General features: G+C 48.5%; 17 protein-coding genes and 1 other annotated feature (1 of these 18 only partly in view). Of the genes, 2 read left to right on the plus strand and 15 right to left on the minus strand.

The window, feature by feature from the left end; translation table 11 throughout:
- Positions 1 to 29, minus strand: a binding site (T-box leader); it reaches 223 nt to the left of the window's first position.
- A 56-nt stretch (positions 30 to 85) separates the two neighbouring features.
- The 8 genes from BW42_RS07460 to BW42_RS07495 all read right to left on the minus strand — a co-directional run bounded on the left by BW42_RS07460 (position 86) and on the right by BW42_RS07495 (position 9,746).
- The gene (locus BW42_RS07460) at positions 86 to 1,354 is read right to left on the minus strand and encodes a dihydrolipoamide acetyltransferase family protein (RefSeq protein WP_035409065.1); all 1,269 of its coding nucleotides are present in this window, start codon (positions 1,352 to 1,354) and stop codon (positions 86 to 88) included.
- 14 nt (positions 1,355 to 1,368) lie between these two features.
- Positions 1,369 to 2,352: an alpha-ketoacid dehydrogenase subunit beta gene (locus tag BW42_RS07465; RefSeq protein ID WP_035409067.1), complete on the minus strand. Its 984-nt coding sequence runs from the start codon at positions 2,350 to 2,352 to the stop codon at positions 1,369 to 1,371.
- The gene (locus BW42_RS07470; protein WP_035409069.1) at positions 2,349 to 3,362 is read right to left on the minus strand and encodes a thiamine pyrophosphate-dependent dehydrogenase E1 component subunit alpha; all 1,014 of its coding nucleotides are present in this window, start codon (positions 3,360 to 3,362) and stop codon (positions 2,349 to 2,351) included. Before BW42_RS07470 ends, BW42_RS07465 begins: the two co-directional genes overlap by 4 nt.
- Before the next feature lie 13 nt (positions 3,363 to 3,375).
- Positions 3,376 to 4,797, minus strand: coding sequence for a dihydrolipoyl dehydrogenase (gene lpdA / locus BW42_RS07475; protein WP_035409071.1), 1,422 nt, complete (start codon positions 4,795 to 4,797; stop codon positions 3,376 to 3,378).
- Positions 4,767 to 5,870 carry a butyrate kinase gene (buk, locus tag BW42_RS07480; protein ID WP_035409073.1) on the minus strand — a complete coding sequence of 368 codons (1,104 nt, stop codon included), beginning with the start codon at positions 5,868 to 5,870 and terminating at the stop codon, positions 4,767 to 4,769. Before buk ends, lpdA begins: the two co-directional genes overlap by 31 nt.
- Positions 5,871 to 5,886: 16 nt before the next feature.
- Positions 5,887 to 7,011, minus strand: coding sequence for a Glu/Leu/Phe/Val dehydrogenase (locus BW42_RS07485; RefSeq protein ID WP_035409075.1), 1,125 nt, complete (start codon positions 7,009 to 7,011; stop codon positions 5,887 to 5,889).
- 13 nt (positions 7,012 to 7,024) lie between these two features.
- Positions 7,025 to 7,945, minus strand: coding sequence for a phosphate butyryltransferase (gene yqiS / locus BW42_RS07490; RefSeq protein WP_035409077.1), 921 nt, complete (start codon positions 7,943 to 7,945; stop codon positions 7,025 to 7,027).
- Between the two features lie 145 nt (positions 7,946 to 8,090).
- On the minus strand, positions 8,091 to 9,746 hold the full coding sequence (locus BW42_RS07495) for a sigma-54-dependent Fis family transcriptional regulator (RefSeq protein WP_035409079.1): 1,656 nt from the start codon (positions 9,744 to 9,746) through the stop codon (positions 8,091 to 8,093).
- Between the two features lie 122 nt (positions 9,747 to 9,868).
- Here BW42_RS07495 and BW42_RS07500 point away from each other — a divergent pair, with 122 nt between their 5' ends.
- Positions 9,869 to 10,123, plus strand: a complete 255-nt coding sequence (locus BW42_RS07500; protein ID WP_023467590.1) for a DUF2627 family protein — start codon at positions 9,869 to 9,871, stop codon at positions 10,121 to 10,123.
- 675 nt (positions 10,124 to 10,798) lie between these two features.
- Positions 10,799 to 11,383, plus strand: coding sequence for a dihydrofolate reductase family protein (locus BW42_RS07505; protein ID WP_035409081.1), 585 nt, complete (start codon positions 10,799 to 10,801; stop codon positions 11,381 to 11,383).
- Between the two features lie 156 nt (positions 11,384 to 11,539).
- Here BW42_RS07505 and spo0A read toward each other — a convergent pair whose 3' ends face one another.
- The 7 genes from spo0A to xseB all read right to left on the minus strand — a co-directional run bounded on the left by spo0A (position 11,540) and on the right by xseB (position 18,494).
- Positions 11,540 to 12,262 carry a sporulation transcription factor Spo0A gene (spo0A, locus tag BW42_RS07510; RefSeq protein WP_035409083.1) on the minus strand — a complete coding sequence of 241 codons (723 nt, stop codon included), beginning with the start codon at positions 12,260 to 12,262 and terminating at the stop codon, positions 11,540 to 11,542.
- Positions 12,263 to 12,265: 3 nt separating this feature from the next.
- A complete protein-coding gene (gene recN, locus BW42_RS07515) occupies positions 12,266 to 13,972 on the minus strand; it encodes a DNA repair protein RecN (protein ID WP_035409085.1) in 1,707 nt (568 codons plus the stop codon).
- A gap of 12 nt (positions 13,973 to 13,984) precedes the next feature.
- A complete protein-coding gene (gene ahrC / locus BW42_RS07520) occupies positions 13,985 to 14,434 on the minus strand; it encodes a transcriptional regulator AhrC/ArgR (protein WP_035409088.1) in 450 nt (149 codons plus the stop codon).
- Between the two features lie 154 nt (positions 14,435 to 14,588).
- Positions 14,589 to 15,395: a TlyA family RNA methyltransferase gene (locus tag BW42_RS07525; RefSeq protein WP_035409090.1), complete on the minus strand. Its 807-nt coding sequence runs from the start codon at positions 15,393 to 15,395 to the stop codon at positions 14,589 to 14,591.
- A 6-nt stretch (positions 15,396 to 15,401) separates the two neighbouring features.
- Positions 15,402 to 17,288 carry a 1-deoxy-D-xylulose-5-phosphate synthase gene (dxs, locus tag BW42_RS07530; RefSeq protein ID WP_035409092.1) on the minus strand — a complete coding sequence of 629 codons (1,887 nt, stop codon included), beginning with the start codon at positions 17,286 to 17,288 and terminating at the stop codon, positions 15,402 to 15,404.
- Positions 17,289 to 17,406: 118 nt separating this feature from the next.
- The gene (locus BW42_RS07535) at positions 17,407 to 18,276 is read right to left on the minus strand and encodes a polyprenyl synthetase family protein (RefSeq protein WP_035409095.1); all 870 of its coding nucleotides are present in this window, start codon (positions 18,274 to 18,276) and stop codon (positions 17,407 to 17,409) included.
- Positions 18,273 to 18,494: an exodeoxyribonuclease VII small subunit gene (xseB, locus tag BW42_RS07540; RefSeq protein ID WP_023467583.1), complete on the minus strand. Its 222-nt coding sequence runs from the start codon at positions 18,492 to 18,494 to the stop codon at positions 18,273 to 18,275. The genes BW42_RS07535 and xseB overlap by 4 nt, the downstream gene beginning before the upstream one ends.

Below are 18,494 nucleotides of genomic sequence, written 5' to 3' on the forward strand. Positions count from 1 at the left end.
AAGTTACTTCTCTTCGTCTTTGCTATCGTGTGTTGAATTGTTTCTTATATTACGATGCTTCTACTTCCCTGTCAACTGGAAAATCTCAGTATAAGGAAAGTTGGTTTGGATCGATGGATTCGAGCGCTTGTTTGACAGTTTGTAGGAACTGTCCGGCGACGAGTCCGTCGAGCACCCGGTGATCGATCGACATACAGAGGTTGACCATGTCGCGTGCTGCGAACATGCCGTTCACCCAAACTGGACGTTTGACGATTGATTCAACGGATAGAATCGCTGCTTGCGGGAAGTTAAGGATCGGTGCTGATTGGATTGAACCGAATGAGCCCGTATTGTTGACCGTAAACGTCCCGCCCTGCATCTCTGCAGACGACAACGTGCCGGCTTGTGCCCGTTTCCCGAAGTCATCAATCGCGCGTGCAATCCCCTTGATGCTTAGTTCATCTGCATTCTTGACGACTGGTACGAACAGAGCGTCCTGCGTTGCAACAGCAAGTGATAGATTGATCGCTTTCTTTTGAATGATCTTATCTCCCGCCCATGTCGAGTTCATGATTGGATGTTTCTTCAATCCTTCGACCGTCGCCTTCATGAAGAATGGTAAGAACGTCAATTTGACCCCTTCTTGTTTGAAGAACGCATCTTTATGACGATTACGTGCTTCGACCAAGTTCGTGACATCGACTTCGATCATCAACCAGGCATGTGGCGCTTCGTGTTTCGCGCGTACCATGTTCGAAGCGATTGCTTGACGCACACCGGCAGTCGGAATCTCGATGTCGCCCGTTTCAGTCGCTTGTGGTGCGCTGACCGGACGTTTTGGTGCGGATGGTGCTTCTGTTGGAGGCGCTACCGGAGCCGTTTTCGCTTCCGGTTTTGGTTCAGTTGTTTGTGGTGTAGGAATAGCACCGGACTCAATCAGTTTCAACAAATCTTTCCGAGTAATCCGCCCGCCGGCTCCTGTACCCGTCACTTGTTCGAGATCGATGCCATGCTCACCCGATAGTTTCAAGACTGCTGGTGAATAGCGCTTTTTCATCGAAGTATCAGCCGTCGTCGTCTCTTCGACAGCCGGTACTTCTTGTTCAGTCGCAGCGACTTCCGTTGATCCCCCGTTGACTTGCATCGTGACGATCGCGTCACCGACTTGCAACGTATCGCCTTCTTCTGCAAGCAGTTTTTCAATCACACCATCAAACGAAGATGGGACTTCTGCCGTTACCTTATCGGTAATGACTTCTGCAATCGGATCATATTTTTTGACAGTATCGCCCGGTTTGACAAGCCACATCGAAATCGTTCCTTCAGTAACACTTTCCCCAAGTTGTGGCATCGTAAGTGTTTCAGTCTTCATCGGTCAGTTCCCCCTTAGTATGCGTGTAACGTCCGGATTTTATCTTCAATTTTCTCGCTTGAGATGTTGAAGAACTTCTCCATCGTCGGAGCGTATGGCATCGCTGGGACGTCTGGACCACAGAGTCGTTCTATTGGTGCATCGAGATCGAACAATGCTTCTTCTGCAATGATCGCCGACACTTCACTCATGACGCTACCTTCTTTATTGTCTTCCGTGACGAGCAAGACTTTCCCCGTCTTTTTCGCTGCTTCGACGACTGCTTCGCGGTCGATTGGATAAACAGTCCGCAAGTCAAGGATGTGGACGTCGATTCCGTCTTTTTCAAGGCGTATTGCTGCCTCAAGTGCCATATGAACACATAGCCCGTAAGTGATGATCGTCACGTCTTCGCCCTCACGCTTGACGTCTGCTTTACCGATTTCGACCGTATAGTCGCCTTCAGGAACATCCCCTTTTAACAGACGATAGCCTCGTTTGTGCTCAAAGAACAAGACCGGATCATTCGAACGAATCGCTGCCTTTAGCAATCCTTTTGCATCATATGGATTCGATGGGATGACAATTTTCAGACCAGGCGTCGAGTTGAACATCGCTTCGACCGACTGAGAATGATAAAGTGCCCCGTGAATACCGCCGCCGAACGGTGCGCGGATGACGATCGGACACGTCCAGTCATTGTTCGAACGGTACCGAATCTTCGCTGCTTCACTGACGATTTGGTTGACCGCTGGCATGATGAAGTCAGCGAATTGCATTTCAGCAATCGGACGCATGCCGTACATCGCAGCTCCAATTCCGACACCGGCAATCGCACTCTCAGCGAGCGGTGCATCGATGACACGTTCTTCTCCGAATTGTTCGAGCAATCCTTGGGTTGCCCGGAAGACACCACCACGGACACCAACGTCTTCGCCGAGGATGAAGACGGACTCGTCGCGTTCCATTTCTTCTTTGATTGCACTATTGATCGCTTCGATTAAACTTAACGTCGTCATTTCGTTTCCTCCTCGTCGTACACGTAACGTAATGCATTTTCTGGTGCATCGTAAGCCGCTGCTTCCGCATAAGCCGTTGCTTCATCGACTTCTTTCTCCATCGCTTGTTCGATTTCAGTCGCTGTTTCTTCCGTCAAGACACCCATTTCAATCAGACGCGCACGGAAGAGTTTGATGCCGTCACGTGCTTTTAAGGCATCGAGTTCTTCAGCAGAACGGTATGATTTATCGTCATCATCCGATGAATGTGGCACGAGGCGTTCGACTTCAACTTCAATCAAGGTCGGACCTTCTCCCCGTAATCCGCGCTCACGCGCTTCCTTGACGACCTTATAGACAGCGAGTGGATCGATGCCGTCTACCGTATAACCAGGCATTCCGTAGCCGATCGCACGATCAGCGACGTGTTTCGCTGACAGCTGTTTCGAGAGAGGTGTCGAGATCGCGTATTTATTGTTTTCACAGAACAAGATGACCGGGAGCTTATGAATTCCGGCGAAGTTCGCTCCTTCATGGAAGTCTCCTTGGTTTGAAGAGCCTTCTCCGAACGAGACGTAAGCAACGAGTGGTTCCTTACGCATCTTCGCAGCAAGTGCGATCCCGACAGCATGCGGGACTTGTGTTGTGACCGGACTTGAACCTGTCACGATGTTCAAGGCACGTGAACCGTAGTGTCCTGGCATTTGACGACCACCTGAGTTCGGATCTTCTGCCTTTGCGAATGCCGACAGCATGATATCGCGTGACGTTTGACCGAAGTGCAAGACGACACCTAAATCACGGTAATATGGCAAAATGTAATCTGTTCCTTTTTCGAGTGCGAACGCTGCACCGACTTGAGCCGCTTCTTGTCCTTGACACGAGACGAGGAAGGGAATTTTACCTGCTCGGTTCAACTTCCACATCCGTTCATCGATTTTCCGCGCACGGACCATCGTTTCGAACATGTGAATCGCGTCTTGTTCCGTTAATCCGAGTTCTACCAATTCTTTGAATTCTATCTTTTCCATCCGTAATTCCTCCTTAGGCGTGAACCGCAAGTCCGTCGACTGCAAGTGCTGCTTCTCCAAATGCTTCTGATAAGGCCGGGTGCGGATGCACGAGCTGTCCAACTTCCCATGCCGTTGCATTGAGTACGAGCGCTAACCCACCTTCACTAATCAGTTCCGTTGCTTTTGGTCCGACGATGTGAACGCCGACGAGATCATCTGTCTTCGCATCCGAGACGAGCTTGATGAAGCCTGCTGCTTCTCCTTCAATCCGCGCTTTTCCTAAACCATTGAACGAGAAGCTCCCGACCTTAACGTCCATTCCGGCACGTTTCGCTTCGTCTTCCGTTAAACCGACCGATGCCGCTTCCGGTACGCTGTAGATACAACGTGGTACGAACGCATATTCAAGTGGTGTCGTCGTTCCGTTTACGATCGCCTCGACTGCTTTGACGCCTTCTGCTGACGCGACGTGCGCGAGTTGCAAGCGACCGATGACATCGCCGATTGCATAGATATGTTGATCCTTCGTCCGGAAATGGTCATCCACTTGGATGAAGCCATTTTCGACGACGATATTTGTGTTTTCGATTCCGATACCTTCGACATTCGCCATCCGACCGATGGCGACGAGCAACTTATCCGCTTCAAGCGTCGTCTGTTCTCCGTTACGGTCGATCGCGATCGATACGCCGTCTTCTGACATACGGAACGTATCACTTTGTGCAGCTGCGCCCGTATGAATCTTGACGCCCCGCTTTTTTAGTTGGCGGGCGACTTCACGACTGACTGCCGCATCTTCTGTCGGTAAAATCCGGTCGCTGAATTCAACGACCGTTACTGCAACGTCAAAATCCGTCAACATCGATGCCCATTCGACACCGATGACGCCGCCGCCGATGATGACGATTGATTTTGGCAAATCTGCCATATCGAGCGCATCATCCGAACTGAGGACATACTCTGAATCAAAAGCAAGACCGTTCAGTGGACGTGGACGTGATCCTGTCGCGACGATCAATTGGCGTGGAAGAATCAACTCGCCTTCGCCTTCTTCCGGCTCGACACTGATTGTTCCGGGCATCGGTGAAAAGATACTTGGTCCAAGAATCGAACCCCGACCATGAAAGACTTCAATCTTTCCTTTTTTCATCAGGTGCTGAATGCCTGCCTCTAATCCATCTACGATCTCTTGTTTGCGTTGTTTGACCTGTTCGAATCGTAAAAACGATTCCGGTACGTCCACGCCATATGTAGTAGCGTGTTTGACCGTCTGATAGACTGCTGCTGATTTCAAAAAGGCTTTAGAGGGGATGCAGCCACGATGTAAGCATGTCCCGCCTAATTTTCCTTGTTCTACGATTGCTACCGACTTCCCGGCTTGTGCTGCACGGATCGCGGCGACATATCCACCGGGTCCTCCACCTAGGACAACGACGTCGAATTCTCTAGCCATGTTGGTTCGCCTCCATATTCCTTAACTTCCTCTTCCCCACGTAAGACACGCAACACTCCTTCTGCGAGCGCCTGCAACTCATCTTCACCAGGACTACGCACGACTTGACCAAGGTGGGCGACGCGTTCTTCGATCATACGCGTCAACCGATCACTATAAGCAAGTCCGCCTGTTAGAATGATCGCGTCGATCTGACCGAACAAGACAGCACTTTGACCAGCGATTTCTTTCGCGATCCGGTACGCCATCGCTTCATATAACAATGCCGCTTTTTCATCGCCTTCTTCAATCCGGCTCTCGATCTCAACCGCGTCAAACGTACCTAAGTGCGCAACAAGTCCGCCTGACCCAACGACCAGACGCTTCATCTCTTCAAGTTTATACTTGGTACTATAACATAGTTCTACTAGTTGACCAACAGGTAGCGATCCGCTTCGTTCTGGCGAAAACGGTCCTTCTCCATCGAGTCCATTGTTGACATCGATAACACGCCCTTCATGGTGTACGCCGACTGTAATGCCGCCACCCATGTGTGCAATGATCAGGCGCAGTTCCTCGTATGGACGTCCGATTTCCTTCGCGTACCGTTTCGCAACAGCTTTCTGATTCAAGGCATGGAAAATACTTTTTCGTTCAAGTTCAGGTAAGCCTGTAATACGCGCAATCGGTTCTAGTTCGTCAACGACGACCGGATCAACGATGAATGATGGGATGTCGAGTGTCCGAGCAATCTCATCCGCAAGGAGTCCACCGAGGTTCGATGCATGAACGCCAAAAATACCGCTGAGTAAGTCTTCTCGCATTTCTCTGTTGACCGCATACGTACCGCTGACAAGCGGTCGGAGTAACCCACCACGCCCAACGACTGCAGTAAGCGCTTTCAAATCAATCTGCTCTTCAGCTAACACTTCGAGTACTACATGACGACGCATCTCCAGCTGCGCTGGAAGCGGTCCTCTGACCGCTTCCGCTGGATGGCGTAACGTCTTCATGAACACCGGGTTTGGTCCTTCGAAGATACCGATCTTCGTCGAAGTCGAACCGGGATTGATTGTCAAAATACGTTCGCTCATGGATATCCTCCTCTGATCAGCCGCGTGATCCTAGAATGTTTTTATCACGACGTAAGAATTGGCTGCGGGCACTACGCATCGTTGCGATACGCTCTTCTGCCATTTTCTCAGCAGCACGATATGTCGGTAAATGATCGCGTTTTGCGATCTCGAATACTTTTGTGACCGCGTCGTAGACGAGTTCAACTTTTTTCATGGCACGATCACGGTTGTATCCGTCGAGTTCATCGGCAACGTTGATGACACCACCCGCATTGATGACGAAGTCTGGTACGTATAAGATATCGCGTTCTTCGAGCATGTCACCGTGACGGTCTTCTTTAAGTTGGTTATTTGCCGCACCAGCGATGATTTTGACTTTCAATTGTGGAATCGTCTCGTCGTTTAATGTCGCACCGAGGGCACATGGCGCAAAGATGTCCGCTTCGACGCTATAAATGTCTTCTGGTGCGACGATCAAGGCACCGAATGCTTCTTCTGCACGTTGCAGTGCTTCTTGATTGATGTCCGTGACGATCAGTTTCGCCCCTTCTTCATGCAAATGACGGCATAGATTGAAGGCAACGTTACCGACACCTTGGATCGCAATCGTTTTGCCACCAAGTGAATCTGTTCCGTACACTTCTTTTGCCGCTGCTTTCATGCCACGGTAGACACCGTATGCCGTAACCGGTGATGGGTTACCACTTGATCCGAATGCTGGGCTGACACCAGTGACGAAATCTGTCTCCATATGGATATAATCCATGTCTGCAACCGTTGTATTGACATCTTCTGCTGTAATATAACGACCGTTCAGTGACTGGACGTAACGTCCGAATGCCCGGAAGAGTGCTTCTGATTTTTGTGTCTTCGCATCGCCGATGATGACAGCTTTGCCACCACCAAGGTTCAAACCAGCGGCTGCATTCTTATACGTCATCCCTTTTGATAAACGGAGCGCATCAATCAATGCCTCTTCATCAGATGCATAATTCCACATACGAAGTCCACCGAGTGCCGGTCCGAGTGTCGTGTCATGAATCGCGATGATTGCTTTTAATCCAGATACTTTATCGTGGCAAAAAACAACTTGTTCGTAATCTTCCATCTCCATTGTTTCAAAGATACTGAAGCGTGCTTCTACATTTGTTTCGACCATTTTAAGTTCCTCCTCAGATTGTTTGTTTTACTTTTTTCGTCTGTTGAGCATTTAATAGCGCAAAGGCTAGTGAGTACATTTTTGCTTCTGCTGTATCGGCGCGGCTTGTCAATACAACTGGAGCCCGCGCTCCGACGAGAATCGCCGCCACCGAGGCATGTGCGAAATACATGAGCGATTTGTAGATAACGTTCCCAACTTCGATTTGCGGAACGACGAGTAAATCCGCCTGCCCTGCTACGTCTCCCGTCAAGCCTTTTTGCTGGGCAGCGACGAGATTCACGGCATTGTCGAGCGCAAGTGGTCCGTCTACAAGGCAATCCTTGATTTGACCACGTCGGTTCATTTGCGTCAGTAGGGCAGCGTCTATCGTTGCCTGCATCGTCGGATTGACGACTTCGACGGCTGCTAAGACTGCGACTTTCGGTAATCCGTATCCAAGCGCTCGTAAGGCGGAGACACCGTTTTCGATAATTTTTACCTTATCTTCGAGTGTCGGTTGGATATGAATCGCTGCATCGGTCAATCCGATCGCTGATTCACGCCCTGGCACTTCGAACAACGCGACATGCGACAGGACATTTCCAGAACGCAGACCCGTTTCTTTGTTCAAGACAGCTTTCATGAACATCGCTGTCGGAACAAGACCTTTCATCAAGACGCTCGCATCCCCTTTGCGAACGGCATGAGCGGCACGCTCTGCCGCTTCTTGCGATGTAGAGGTGTGGGTGATCACGAACTGCGACTCTCGTAATGTCCGTTTTTGAATCATCTGTTGAATCCGTGTCGCATCCCCGAACAAATGAAAACGCGCTAAATCGTTTTCAATTGCTAATGCGACAGCATCCATCACTTCTTCGTCATCCGCAGCTGCAATCGCAACGACGGAATCTTCGAGTCGAGCTGCCTGCTCGACCATTTCACTGAATCTCACTGTATTCCCCCCTTTACCTGTCATACATAAATAGTAATAGCAATTTTCGTGCCAATTCAAAAGAGACGGTAGGATAAGCAAGAACGTCTTTAATTTTGCACGCTTTTGCATTTTTTGCAATATATTGCACGCAAAAATTTGCGCTTCATGAATAAATGTTAAATCGTTCCACTTTGTAATAAAGTGCCCGGAGAGAAATCCCAAGTTGTTTTGCGGCTTCTGTTTTGTTGCCATTAAAAGCAGTAAGCGCTTCCCGGATCAATCGTTCTTCGACGTGAGACATCTCGTCGGATAAATGTTTGATTTCCTTTTTCTGTCTCGTCGTGACTTTTGTTGTTTGTGGCACGACAAGTTGAAGATGTCCTTTTCGTAAGACCGTTTCTGTTTTATCCGTAAAAATCAATGCGCGACCGATGACATTTTCAAGCTCGCGGACGTTTCCTTTCCACGGTTGCTTCTTCATTGCTTCGAGTACATCATCCGAGATCCGTCCGACCGATCGTCCATAACTTTGATTCAATTTGCGGAGTAGGTGTAAGGTTAACGGTGCGATATCATCCGGACGCTCACGTAGTGCCGGTATGTGAATCGGTAAACGATTAATCCGGTAATAAAGATCTTCTCGGAACTCATTCATGATGATTTTTTGTTCGAGATTGGCATTCGTCGCCGCGATGATGCGGACATCAACCGGAATCGCCTTCGTGCCACCGACACGGACGACTTCATTTTCCTGTAACACCCGTAACAGTTTGGCTTGGACGTCGAGTGGCAATTCGCCGATCTCATCTAAGAATAGCGAACCTCCGTGTGCTTCTTCGAAGTATCCCCGTTTCCCGCCGCGCCGCGCTCCTGAGAACGCGCCTTCCTCGTACCCGAATAGTTCACTTTCGAGTAACGTCGGTGCAATCGCCGCACAGTTGACGCGGACGAATTGTTCATATTTGCGTTCGCTCGCTGCATGGATCGCATGTGCGAACAGTTCTTTACCGGTTCCGGATTCACCGCGAATCAAGACGTTGACTGGCATCGTTGCCGCAAGCTTCGCTTGATCGACGACGAAGCGCATTGCTTCACTCTCGGCGATGATATCATCGAATGTATATTTAGCTTCGAGTGTCCGGATTTTTTGTCGCGCTGCCTTTAATTCTTTTGCTAGAGCCTTCATTTCCGAAATATCTCGAATGACCCCAACGGAACCGCGGACTTGTCCATCGACGATGACAGGTGCTGCGTTGACGATGATATCGCGTTGATCTTGTCCGATCTTCATACGAACATCTCGCACGTTCTCGCCTGTATTCAAGACTTTCAAATGAACGGATTCTTGCATCCCGATATCGGCGCTAGCCGGTTTTCCGACGACATCTCGTTCTGTGAAACCGGTCATTCGCGTATACGCCGGATTAATCAGCATCGTCTGTCCGTCTTGATCGGCGACGGAAATCGCTTCGCTCGTACAATGAATGATTGCTTCGAGCATTTTCTCTTTTTCAGTCAGACGCTCAAGTAACACTCTGACGAATTCACCCGGTAAGACCGCCGCTCCCGGAAAATCATGGATTAATTGTTCGAGTACGCCACTTTCTCCCGTAGCGTCAATGATGAAATCGACGTCTGCTCCTTCGAATGCTGACCAGTTCGTTTCGATCCGAATGTCCGCGCGCCGTGCAAGCGCTACCCCAGGCGCCTCCATGTTTGGATCAACAAGACCGATGACCGTTAATAGTGGTGAACGTTGAAATGCGTGCAAGACCTCTGTTCCCCCTTGACCTGCTCCGACGACGAGTAGATGATGCATATAAATTCCCCCTTTGAAACTGCTTACATTTCTATCCTACTCGGAATAAAAAAGGGAAGCAAACCCGATTCGCAGAACGATCGATTTTTTGATACAATACGCTTGGAAAGGAGTGGCGTCCTATGCGTATCATTGGTTTGCTCTCATTATTAATCCCCGGCATCATCGGCGCGATTGGTATTAAGCTCATGCGCGACAGTGTCTTTCTAATTGCGCAAGTGCCGTTTAAATACTTAGGCGATGCGGCTTACGTATATGTATTGCAAGGTCTCGTTGGGTTGATTCTTGCGATGGGTGGTATTGGATTTGTCGCAGGATATGTCTTTTATCGCGATCGAAAACGTGGAAAAGTCTCCGACCGCTATCAAAAAAAATAAACACAGAAAAAGGTCCCCATCTCTTGAACTCATTTCAAGCGCGGGACCTTTTACTCGTATAAAATTGGTTTCACTTACGGATGAACTCCTCTCATAGTTAGAACTATTCGTGTACTCCAAAACCTTAGGTGTTCCTCTTAATGAAGAGGTGGAAAGAAATCAGATCTGGCTATCGAGCTAACGATAGAATGGTATTTCAGTTCCATCATCTGACTGTACTCGGGACCTAGGTGGAGCGTAATGTCATCCGCTTGAAGCAGTCAAACATTCGGTTGCTAACAATCACTGCTAGACAACACTCCTTTTCACGAACTGTACTTTTCATTTTAGACGATCCGTTACCTTCCACTTTTCCCTAGCTTCGAAATCATGGAAGCTCCCATTCATTCGAGATTTCCCATCTAGAATGAACAAGATACCTTGGTACGACTTCTACCAAGAGAATGTCGTCCGGCATTCTTGAGCCATTTACAGTTGGCGTTCTGAGATGATATTCATCAACGGGATTTCCGGAGTCCTCGCCGACTCGACGTTCATCTGACGTCTTGCCAAATCATTTGGTACCTTTATTATAACAAACATTTCAGTTTATGCAATATTTATTTGCAAACGCTTTTATTTTTTTTGACCTCTACGGTATGCTGTAGAAAGAGTGCATTCGAAAGGAGATCTTGTATGCGAAAAATCATCGTATTCGAACATCTATCTTTAGATGGTGTCGTTCAAGCACCGAGTGGAAAGGAGGAGGATGTAAGCAACGATTTCGAACATGGTGGCTGGACCGTTCCTTTTCAACATCCTGAGATCGGTCAAGTCATTCGCGGATGGATGCATGAGGACTGCTCTCTGTTGCTCGGTCGTGCGACTTACGAACAATGGGCAAGTTATTGGCCACTCCACTCAGATGTCTGGCCGATTGCCGATCATGCCATGAAGTATGTCGCCACGCGTCATGCACTACCTGTCCTTTGGCAGCCGACAACTTGTTTGAAGCATCCGACTTCTGAACTAAAGCTTTTGAAACAACAGGATGGCCCACCGTTTCATATCTGGGGCAGTAGTGAACTCGTTCATACACTTTATCAAGCGGATTTGATCGATGAGCTTCGCTTGATCCATTATCCTGTCATCATCGGTTCCGGTAAGCGTCTCTTTCCCGATCAAAGAATGGTTCCCCTCACTTGGAACGTCATGGATCAACACACGTTTGATAACGGAGTGTCAATCATTCGCTATGAACGAAATAAGAATCAAATATAAACCGTTATCGTTTAGATTCTGCCTTTTACCAGAAAGAAAGAGGAAAGAAGCGTAGCGATTCGAGATGGACAAAAAAAGTGCAATCTTTCTCGTCAAGAGAAAAACTGCACTTTATCTTCAGTCTGGCGCCTTTTATGAATTAGACGGTATATGGCTTCAACCGGATTGTTCTTGATTCATATGACTCGATACATACGAGATGAATTCCGAGTTCTTTGGACTCTTCTCTTGTTCGATCCGACCGTTAAACAACTCGTGTTGCTGCATTCCTTCGTTCCAGGCGGACTTGATGGCATGACGCATCGCTCGTTCGACGCGAGAAGCTGTTGTTTGATGTTTTTTCGCAATCGTCGGATAGAGTTCCTTTGTGATCAATCCGAGTAGATCTTCCCTTTCAAGCACCATTAAGACAGCGTCTTTCAAATACGTAAACCCTTTGATATGCGGAGCGATCCCCACTTCTCGAAGCGTCGAGCCGACTTTTAGATCAATCGTTTCGATCGCCGGAGCTTGTCCTTGATTCGTCACGAGACGAATTTTTTGAACGAGCTGATCCATGCTGAACGGTTTAAGTAAGAAGTATGATGCTCCAAGGGTGACCGCCTGTTGTGAGACCTCGTCCTTACCGAAAGCACTCAACATGATGACAGCAGGATTCTTCTTTTTCTTCATCAATTCTTCGAGCACACCAAGCCCATCTAAATGAGGCATGATGATGTCGAGGAGCAATACATCCACCTCATGTTCTTTCATGCGTTCGAGACAACTCTCGCCATTGTAGGCGACGCAAACGACTTCCATGTCTTCTTGCGCAGAGATATGCTGGCGAATCAGTTCGACCATTTCGCGATTATCATCTGCTATCCCGACTTTAATCAATCCTTACACCCCATTTTTAAGCGATTCTTTCATCGTCTTCGCCTGATCCATCAATTCCTCGGCATGCCGTAATGTCAAATCCGTCATATGGGCACCGGAAATCATCCGTCCAAGTTCGTTCCCTCGATCTGCTTGAGACAAGACGTTGACTTGGGTCGTCGTACGATCCGTCTCCTCAATCTTTCGAATATAGAGATGTTGATCCGCCATCGAAGCGACTTGTGGTAAGTGCGTAATACAAAGCACTTGTCCGTCTACCGACAAACGATAGATTTTTTCTGCCATCGCTTGTGCAACACGACCCGAAACACCCGTATCGACTTCATCGAATATGATTGAGGCGACTCCGACCGAGCGCGAGAAGATTGACTTCAGTCCAAGCATGATACGAGATAATTCCCCGCCCGATGCAACTTTTCCGAGCGACTTGAATGGCTCTCCCGCATTCGTCATGATGAAGAATTCCACATGGTCGATCCCGTTCTTGCGTAGCATCGGTGTCTTTCCGTCTTGAAGAAAACGAATTTCAAACCGCGCCTTCTCCATGTAAAGCTCACGCAACTCCAAATGAATCGCTTCACTTAATTGAACTGCCGCTTTGCGACGCTGTTGTGAGAGTCGACCACCAATTTCAAACAATTCGCTTTCGAGCTGTTCGACTTCGGTTTTTAAGCGTTCAATTCGTTCATCTCGATTTGTCATCGTATCAAGTTCAATCCGAATTTTCTCACCGTAAGCGATGACTTCCTCAATCGTCGCTCCGTATTTTCGTTTCAGCTGTTGGAAGACGGACAAACGTTGTTCGATCTCATCGAGTCGATTGGAATCGAACTCAAGTGTTTCGAGTTGATCTCGAATGGCATAACCGACTTCTTCTAGTCCATAAAAGGCGCTTGCGATCGCGTCACTTTGCTGAGAAAACTGTTCGTCGATGCTTGATGCTTGTTGTAGTTCACGCATCGCGTCTCCAACGGAATCGATGCCGCGCATCTCATCGTGTAAGGCGTCATAGGCTGTCTTCAATGACGCATATAACTTCTCGAAGTTCGCAAGACGATTCCGCTCGACGAGTAACTCATCTTCCTCATGTGCTCGAAGTTTTGCGCCCTCGATCTCTTCGGTCTGAAACGATAACAAGTCGATCCGTTGGGCGAGTTCTTGCTCGCTTTGTGCGAGCGATTGTAGCGCCGTCCGTTTTTCTTCATACGTTTGATAACCGGACTGATAGGCTTGAAGGAGTGGCGCGATCGCCTCTTGCGCGAAGTCATCGAGAATCGCTTGATGGTACGTACTGTCCATTAAATGCTGATGTTCATGTTGCCCGTGCATATCGACGAGGACACGTCCGAACTCACGTAAAATCGTCAGTGTGACCAGCTTATTGTTGACGCGACAGACACTTTTTCCTGTCGCGAACAGATCACGTCGCAAGATGATCAATCCGTCTTCGATATCGATGCCATACTCTTCTGCAAGATCATAGACGAGATGGTCGTCTTCAATCAGAAACAATCCTTCTAGTTCCGCCCGATCTTCCCCGTATCGAACGAATTCCGCGGATCCACGTCCACCAATTAATAATCCGATCGCATCGAGAACGATCGATTTACCGGCACCTGTTTCCCCAGTCAAGACGGTCATTCCTTTTTTAAAGTCGATCTGTAGCTCGTCAATGATCGCAAATTGTTTGATCGATAATTCAGCTAGCATCCTGTCAACTCCTTACAGCATTTCTAAAATTCGTTCCGTCACTTCTTTCGCTTGTCCCTCACTTCGTGCAATCAATAGGATCGTATCGTCCCCACACACCGTTCCAAGCAGTTCGCTCCAGCTCAAATGGTCTAGTAAAACAGCGACTGCATTCGCATTTCCCGGCAGGACATGCATGACAATCAGATTTTGAGCAGAATCAATCGAGATGAAGCTATCTCCGAGCAGACGCCGCAATTTCCCGAGTGGGTTGAAGCGTTGGTCGGCGGGTAAGCTATATTTATAACGCCCATCATTCAACGGGACCTTCACGAGATGGAGTTCCTTGATATCTCGTGATACCGTTGCCTGTGTCACCTTATATCCTGCATTCCGTAATTCCTCTACCAATTCATCCTGGGTTTCTACTTCTGATTGGGTGATGATCTCCCGAATCTTAATCAACCGTTGCCCCTTTGTCATTCCTGCACCTCACAGTATTCTTCGATGTTACTATTGTAATCCAATAAATCATCAAAAGTCCACGTTTCCCATTTTATTATCCGGTTTTCATCGTGCCACACAACAAGGAAGACGGACCCATGAACCGGATCCGTCTTCGTTATCATCTGTTCGTTTAAAGACTAGCATGCGCTAGCTTGACCGTCTCCGTCGCATGAACGGACGGATCAAGCCCTGGTTGACCAAGGCGTGCATGCAACAAGAACTCAATGTTGCCCTCTCCACCGGTAATCGGAGAATAGTCGAGCTGCTTGACATAGAACCCTTGTTGAATGAAGAATTCGATCATCTCATCGAGAACTCGGACATGAATCCGCTCATCACGCACGATGCCTTTTTTACCGATATCCTCACGACCTGCTTCGAATTGCGGTTTGACGAGCGCCATGACGTCTCCTCCTTCAACGAGGATCATCTTCAATGGCGGAAGCATCAAACGTAATGAAATGAACGAGACATCGATCGTCGCAAACTGCGGCGCGACAGGGAACATGTCTGGTGTCGCATGCCGGAAGTTCGTTTTTTCCATCACCGTCACGCGATCATCCGAGCGAAGCTTCCAGTCCAGCTGATTGGAACCGACATCAAGTGCATACATATGTGCTGCTCCATTTTGTAAGGAGCAGTCGGTAAAACCACCTGTCGACGATCCGATATCGAGACCTGTTTTACCCGTGACATCAAAATCGAATACTTGAAGTGCCTTTTCCATCTTAAAGCCACCACGCCCCACGTAAGGCATCAACTGACCTTTAACGTGCAAATCGATATCGGACTTGACCTTTTCACCGGCCTTCTCCAATCGTTCCGTGCCACTAAAGACGAGTCCAGCCATGATCGACCGTTTCGCTTTTTCACGCGTTTCAAACAAACCGCGCTCGACGAGAAGAACGTCGAGGCGGATTTTCTTTACATTTTCCATGAATCGTCACACACTCTGTTTCTTTCCTTGATTGACGAAAGCGCGTACTTCTTCTGCGATTTGTCCAGGTAATAGTCCAATTTCTTCCAGCAACTCATTCACACCGCCGTGCTCGATATACCAATCCGGAATACCGAAGCGTTTGACGCGTGGGAATGCTTCCTGCTCGTTCGCATGCTCAAGGACAGCTGATCCGAATCCACCTTTTAGGACGGCTTCTTCCAGTGTCACAAGTGGAATTCCCTCTGCGTAAAGAGCGTTCAGCATCTTCTCATCAAGCGGTTTGATCGTCCGGGCATTGATGACACGAACTGATAATTCGCCTGCTAAGAGATCCGCGATTTTGAGCGCGTCTTGCACTTGTGGTCCGAATGCAAGGATGGCGACATCTGTTCCTTCACGTTCAACTTCCCACGTATCGAGCGAAATTTCATGCAATGTCTCATCCATTGGTACACCAAGTCCTTCGCCACGCGGGAAACGAACGGCGATTGGTCCTTCGTATTTAACAGCTGAATAGAGCAAGTGCTGTAGTTCATTCTCATCCTTTGCCATGACGATTCGAATATTCGGAACGTGGCGCATGAAAGCAATATCGAAGACCCCTTGGTGTGTCTCTCCATCTGCTCCAACAAGACCTGATCGGTCAATCGTAAACGTTACGTCCAGATTTTGACGCGCCACGTCATGCACGAGTTGATCGTATGCGCGCTGGAAGAACGTCGAGTAGATTGATACAACGGGTTTCATGCCTTGCGTCGCTTGACCAGCTGCGAACGTAACAGCATGTTGTTCCGCGATCCCAACGTCAAACATCCGCTCTGGGAATTCTTTTTCAAAACAATCGAGTTTTGAGCCAACACTCATAGCTGGTGTGATCAACGTCAGCTTTTCATCGTCGCGTGCCATCTTCGTCAAGGTATCCGCTACCGTAAAGGAATAACTTGGTGCTTTTGATTTTCCTTTGATGACTTCGCCGGACTCCATCTTGTATGGTCCAAGACCGTGCCATGTGCCGACACCATCGAACTCTGCCGGACGATAGCCTTTCCCTTTTTTCGTGATGACATGAAGCAGGACAGGACCTTCTTCTTTTTTCACGTAATTGAGCTGTTCGATCAAATCATTAAGATCGTGTCCATCGACCGGACCGTAATAGTTGAAACCAAGTTCTTCAAAGAACATCCCAGGAACGAGCGCTCCCTTGACGGCTTCTTTCAATTTCTCGCTTCCTTTTTCCAAACGTCCGCCAATGACCGGAATCTTTTTGATCAATGCTTCAAGCTCGTCTTGCGCAAAACGTACTTTTCGCGATGAACGAATCCGTCCTAGCATTTGATGCATCGCACCGACGTTTGGTGCAATCGACATCTCGTTATCATTTAAGATGACGATGACGTTTTGTTGCTCTGCTCCGATGTGATTCAATGCTTCGAGGGCCATACCGCCTGTTAACGCCCCGTCACCGATGATCGCGACTGCGCGGTCATCCTTACCGCTCAATTCGTTTGAAACAGCAATCCCCATTGCTGCTGACAAGGACGTCGAGCTATGCCCTGTCTCCCAGACGTCATGCTCGCTTTCATTGCGTTTCGGAAATCCACAAAGTCCTTTATGCTGACGGAGCGTATCAAACTGGCTCGCGCGTCCTGTGAGAATCTTGTGCACATAGGCTTGGTGTCCGACGTCCCAGACGAACTTGTCATTTGGACTGTCGAATTCACGATGCAGTGCAAGCGTTAACTCGACGACTCCAAGATTCGGTGCCAAGTGCCCACCTGTCGTCGCTAATTCTTCAATCAAAAAGCGTCGAATATCGCCTGCGAAAACTTCGAGTTCGGAGACCGACATACGCTTTAAAAATGACGGATCCTGTATTTCTGTCAATTTCATACCTTACCGCCTCTTTTCCTTACAATCTTATAGGGTTTGTACCCTACATTGTACTAGAACAATCTATCGAGCGCCATTGTCAGCATAGAAAAAGACGACGCACGATGCGTCGTCCTGCTTAATGGTCACGCTTGACCACGAAGTCTAGCAGTTCCTTAAGTGTCGTCGCTTCGACCGATAGTGCTTCAATCGCTTGTTCTGCTGCTTCTACCTGAGCTGTCAGTGCACGTTTCGCACCTTCAAGGCCGAGGAGTTTCGGATACGTCGCTTTTTCATTTTCTTCATCGCTACCAACCGGCTTGCCGATTTTTTTAGCATCTCCTGTCACGTCTAAGATGTCATCTTGAATTTGAAAAGCAATGCCGAGATGGCGACCATATTGATGCAGGTGCTCAAGATCTGTCGGACTAACCGCGGCGAGCAACCCGCCTGCTTCGACCGCAAAGACGAGAAGTGCTCCTGTTTTTCGACGATGAATCGATTCTAGCTCCGCTACATCATTTATGCCACCACGCTCACCGAGCATATCATCGAGTTGTCCACCGACCATACCAGAAGCTCCTGCCGCCGCCGCTAATCGTTCGACGAGCGCAAGCTTCACTTCTGGCGAAGCTGGTGTCTCAAGGAGGCAGCTGAATGCGTTCGTGAGCAATGCGTCTCCTGCTAAAATCGCTGTCGCTTCATCAAAAGCAATATGATTCGTCGGACGACCTCTACGGAGATCATCATCATCCATTGCCGGAAGGTCATCATGAATCAGCGAATATGTATGAATCATCTCAAGTGCCGCAGCAGCAGCATCTCCTTTTGAGCGGTCGATTGAAAAGGCATCGAGTACTGCATAAATCAAGGCCGGACGAATCCGTTTCCCACCGGCATCAAGTGAATACCGCATTGAGTCACGTAAACGGTCGGGTGCATCGAGTCGCTCCATGAACTCTACCATTTTGTTTTCGACTTGTGTCTTCCATTCATGCAAGGCAATCATTGTGCTCCTCCTTTTTCCCGCAGCGTACCATCTTGCTCCAGGATCTGATCGAGTTTTTTCTCAGCAACTGATAACTTTCCCTGGCAAAGAGCTGTCAATTTGACGCCCTCTTCATAAAGAGCCATCGCTTGTTCTAGCGGAGCTTCGCCCTCTTCGAGTAACGTGACGATCTCTTCTAGTCGTTCTAGTGCTTCTTCAAAAGATTGTTCCGTCTCCAT

Origin of the sequence: Exiguobacterium sp. RIT341, from assembly GCF_000632205.1 — a bacterium.
Classification (GTDB): Bacteria; Bacillota; Bacilli; order Exiguobacteriales; family Exiguobacteriaceae; genus Exiguobacterium_A.

Coding starts and splice junctions, on each gene's coding strand:
- BW42_RS07460 (WP_035409065.1), bottom strand. CDS start 1,354: ATGAAGACTGAAACACTTACGATGCCACAACTTGGGGAAAGTGTTACT.
- BW42_RS07465 (WP_035409067.1), bottom strand. CDS start 2,352: ATGACGACGTTAAGTTTAATCGAAGCGATCAATAGTGCAATCAAAGAA.
- BW42_RS07470 (WP_035409069.1), bottom strand. CDS start 3,362: ATGGAAAAGATAGAATTCAAAGAATTGGTAGAACTCGGATTAACGGAA.
- lpdA (WP_035409071.1), bottom strand. CDS start 4,797: ATGGCTAGAGAATTCGACGTCGTTGTCCTAGGTGGAGGACCCGGTGGA.
- buk (WP_035409073.1), bottom strand. CDS start 5,870: ATGAGCGAACGTATTTTGACAATCAATCCCGGTTCGACTTCGACGAAG.
- BW42_RS07485 (WP_035409075.1), bottom strand. CDS start 7,011: ATGGTCGAAACAAATGTAGAAGCACGCTTCAGTATCTTTGAAACAATG.
- BW42_RS07495 (WP_035409079.1), bottom strand. CDS start 9,746: ATGCATCATCTACTCGTCGTCGGAGCAGGTCAAGGGGGAACAGAGGTC.
- BW42_RS07500 (WP_023467590.1), top strand. CDS start 9,869: ATGCGTATCATTGGTTTGCTCTCATTATTAATCCCCGGCATCATCGGC.
- BW42_RS07505 (WP_035409081.1), top strand. CDS start 10,799: ATGCGAAAAATCATCGTATTCGAACATCTATCTTTAGATGGTGTCGTT.
- recN (WP_035409085.1), bottom strand. CDS start 13,972: ATGCTAGCTGAATTATCGATCAAACAATTTGCGATCATTGACGAGCTA.
- ahrC (WP_035409088.1), bottom strand. CDS start 14,434: ATGACAAAGGGGCAACGGTTGATTAAGATTCGGGAGATCATCACCCAA.
- BW42_RS07525 (WP_035409090.1), bottom strand. CDS start 15,395: ATGGAAAATGTAAAGAAAATCCGCCTCGACGTTCTTCTCGTCGAGCGC.
- dxs (WP_035409092.1), bottom strand. CDS start 17,288: ATGAAATTGACAGAAATACAGGATCCGTCATTTTTAAAGCGTATGTCG.
- BW42_RS07535 (WP_035409095.1), bottom strand. CDS start 18,276: ATGATTGCCTTGCATGAATGGAAGACACAAGTCGAAAACAAAATGGTA.
- xseB (WP_023467583.1), bottom strand. CDS start 18,494: ATGGAGACGGAACAATCTTTTGAAGAAGCACTAGAACGACTAGAAGAG.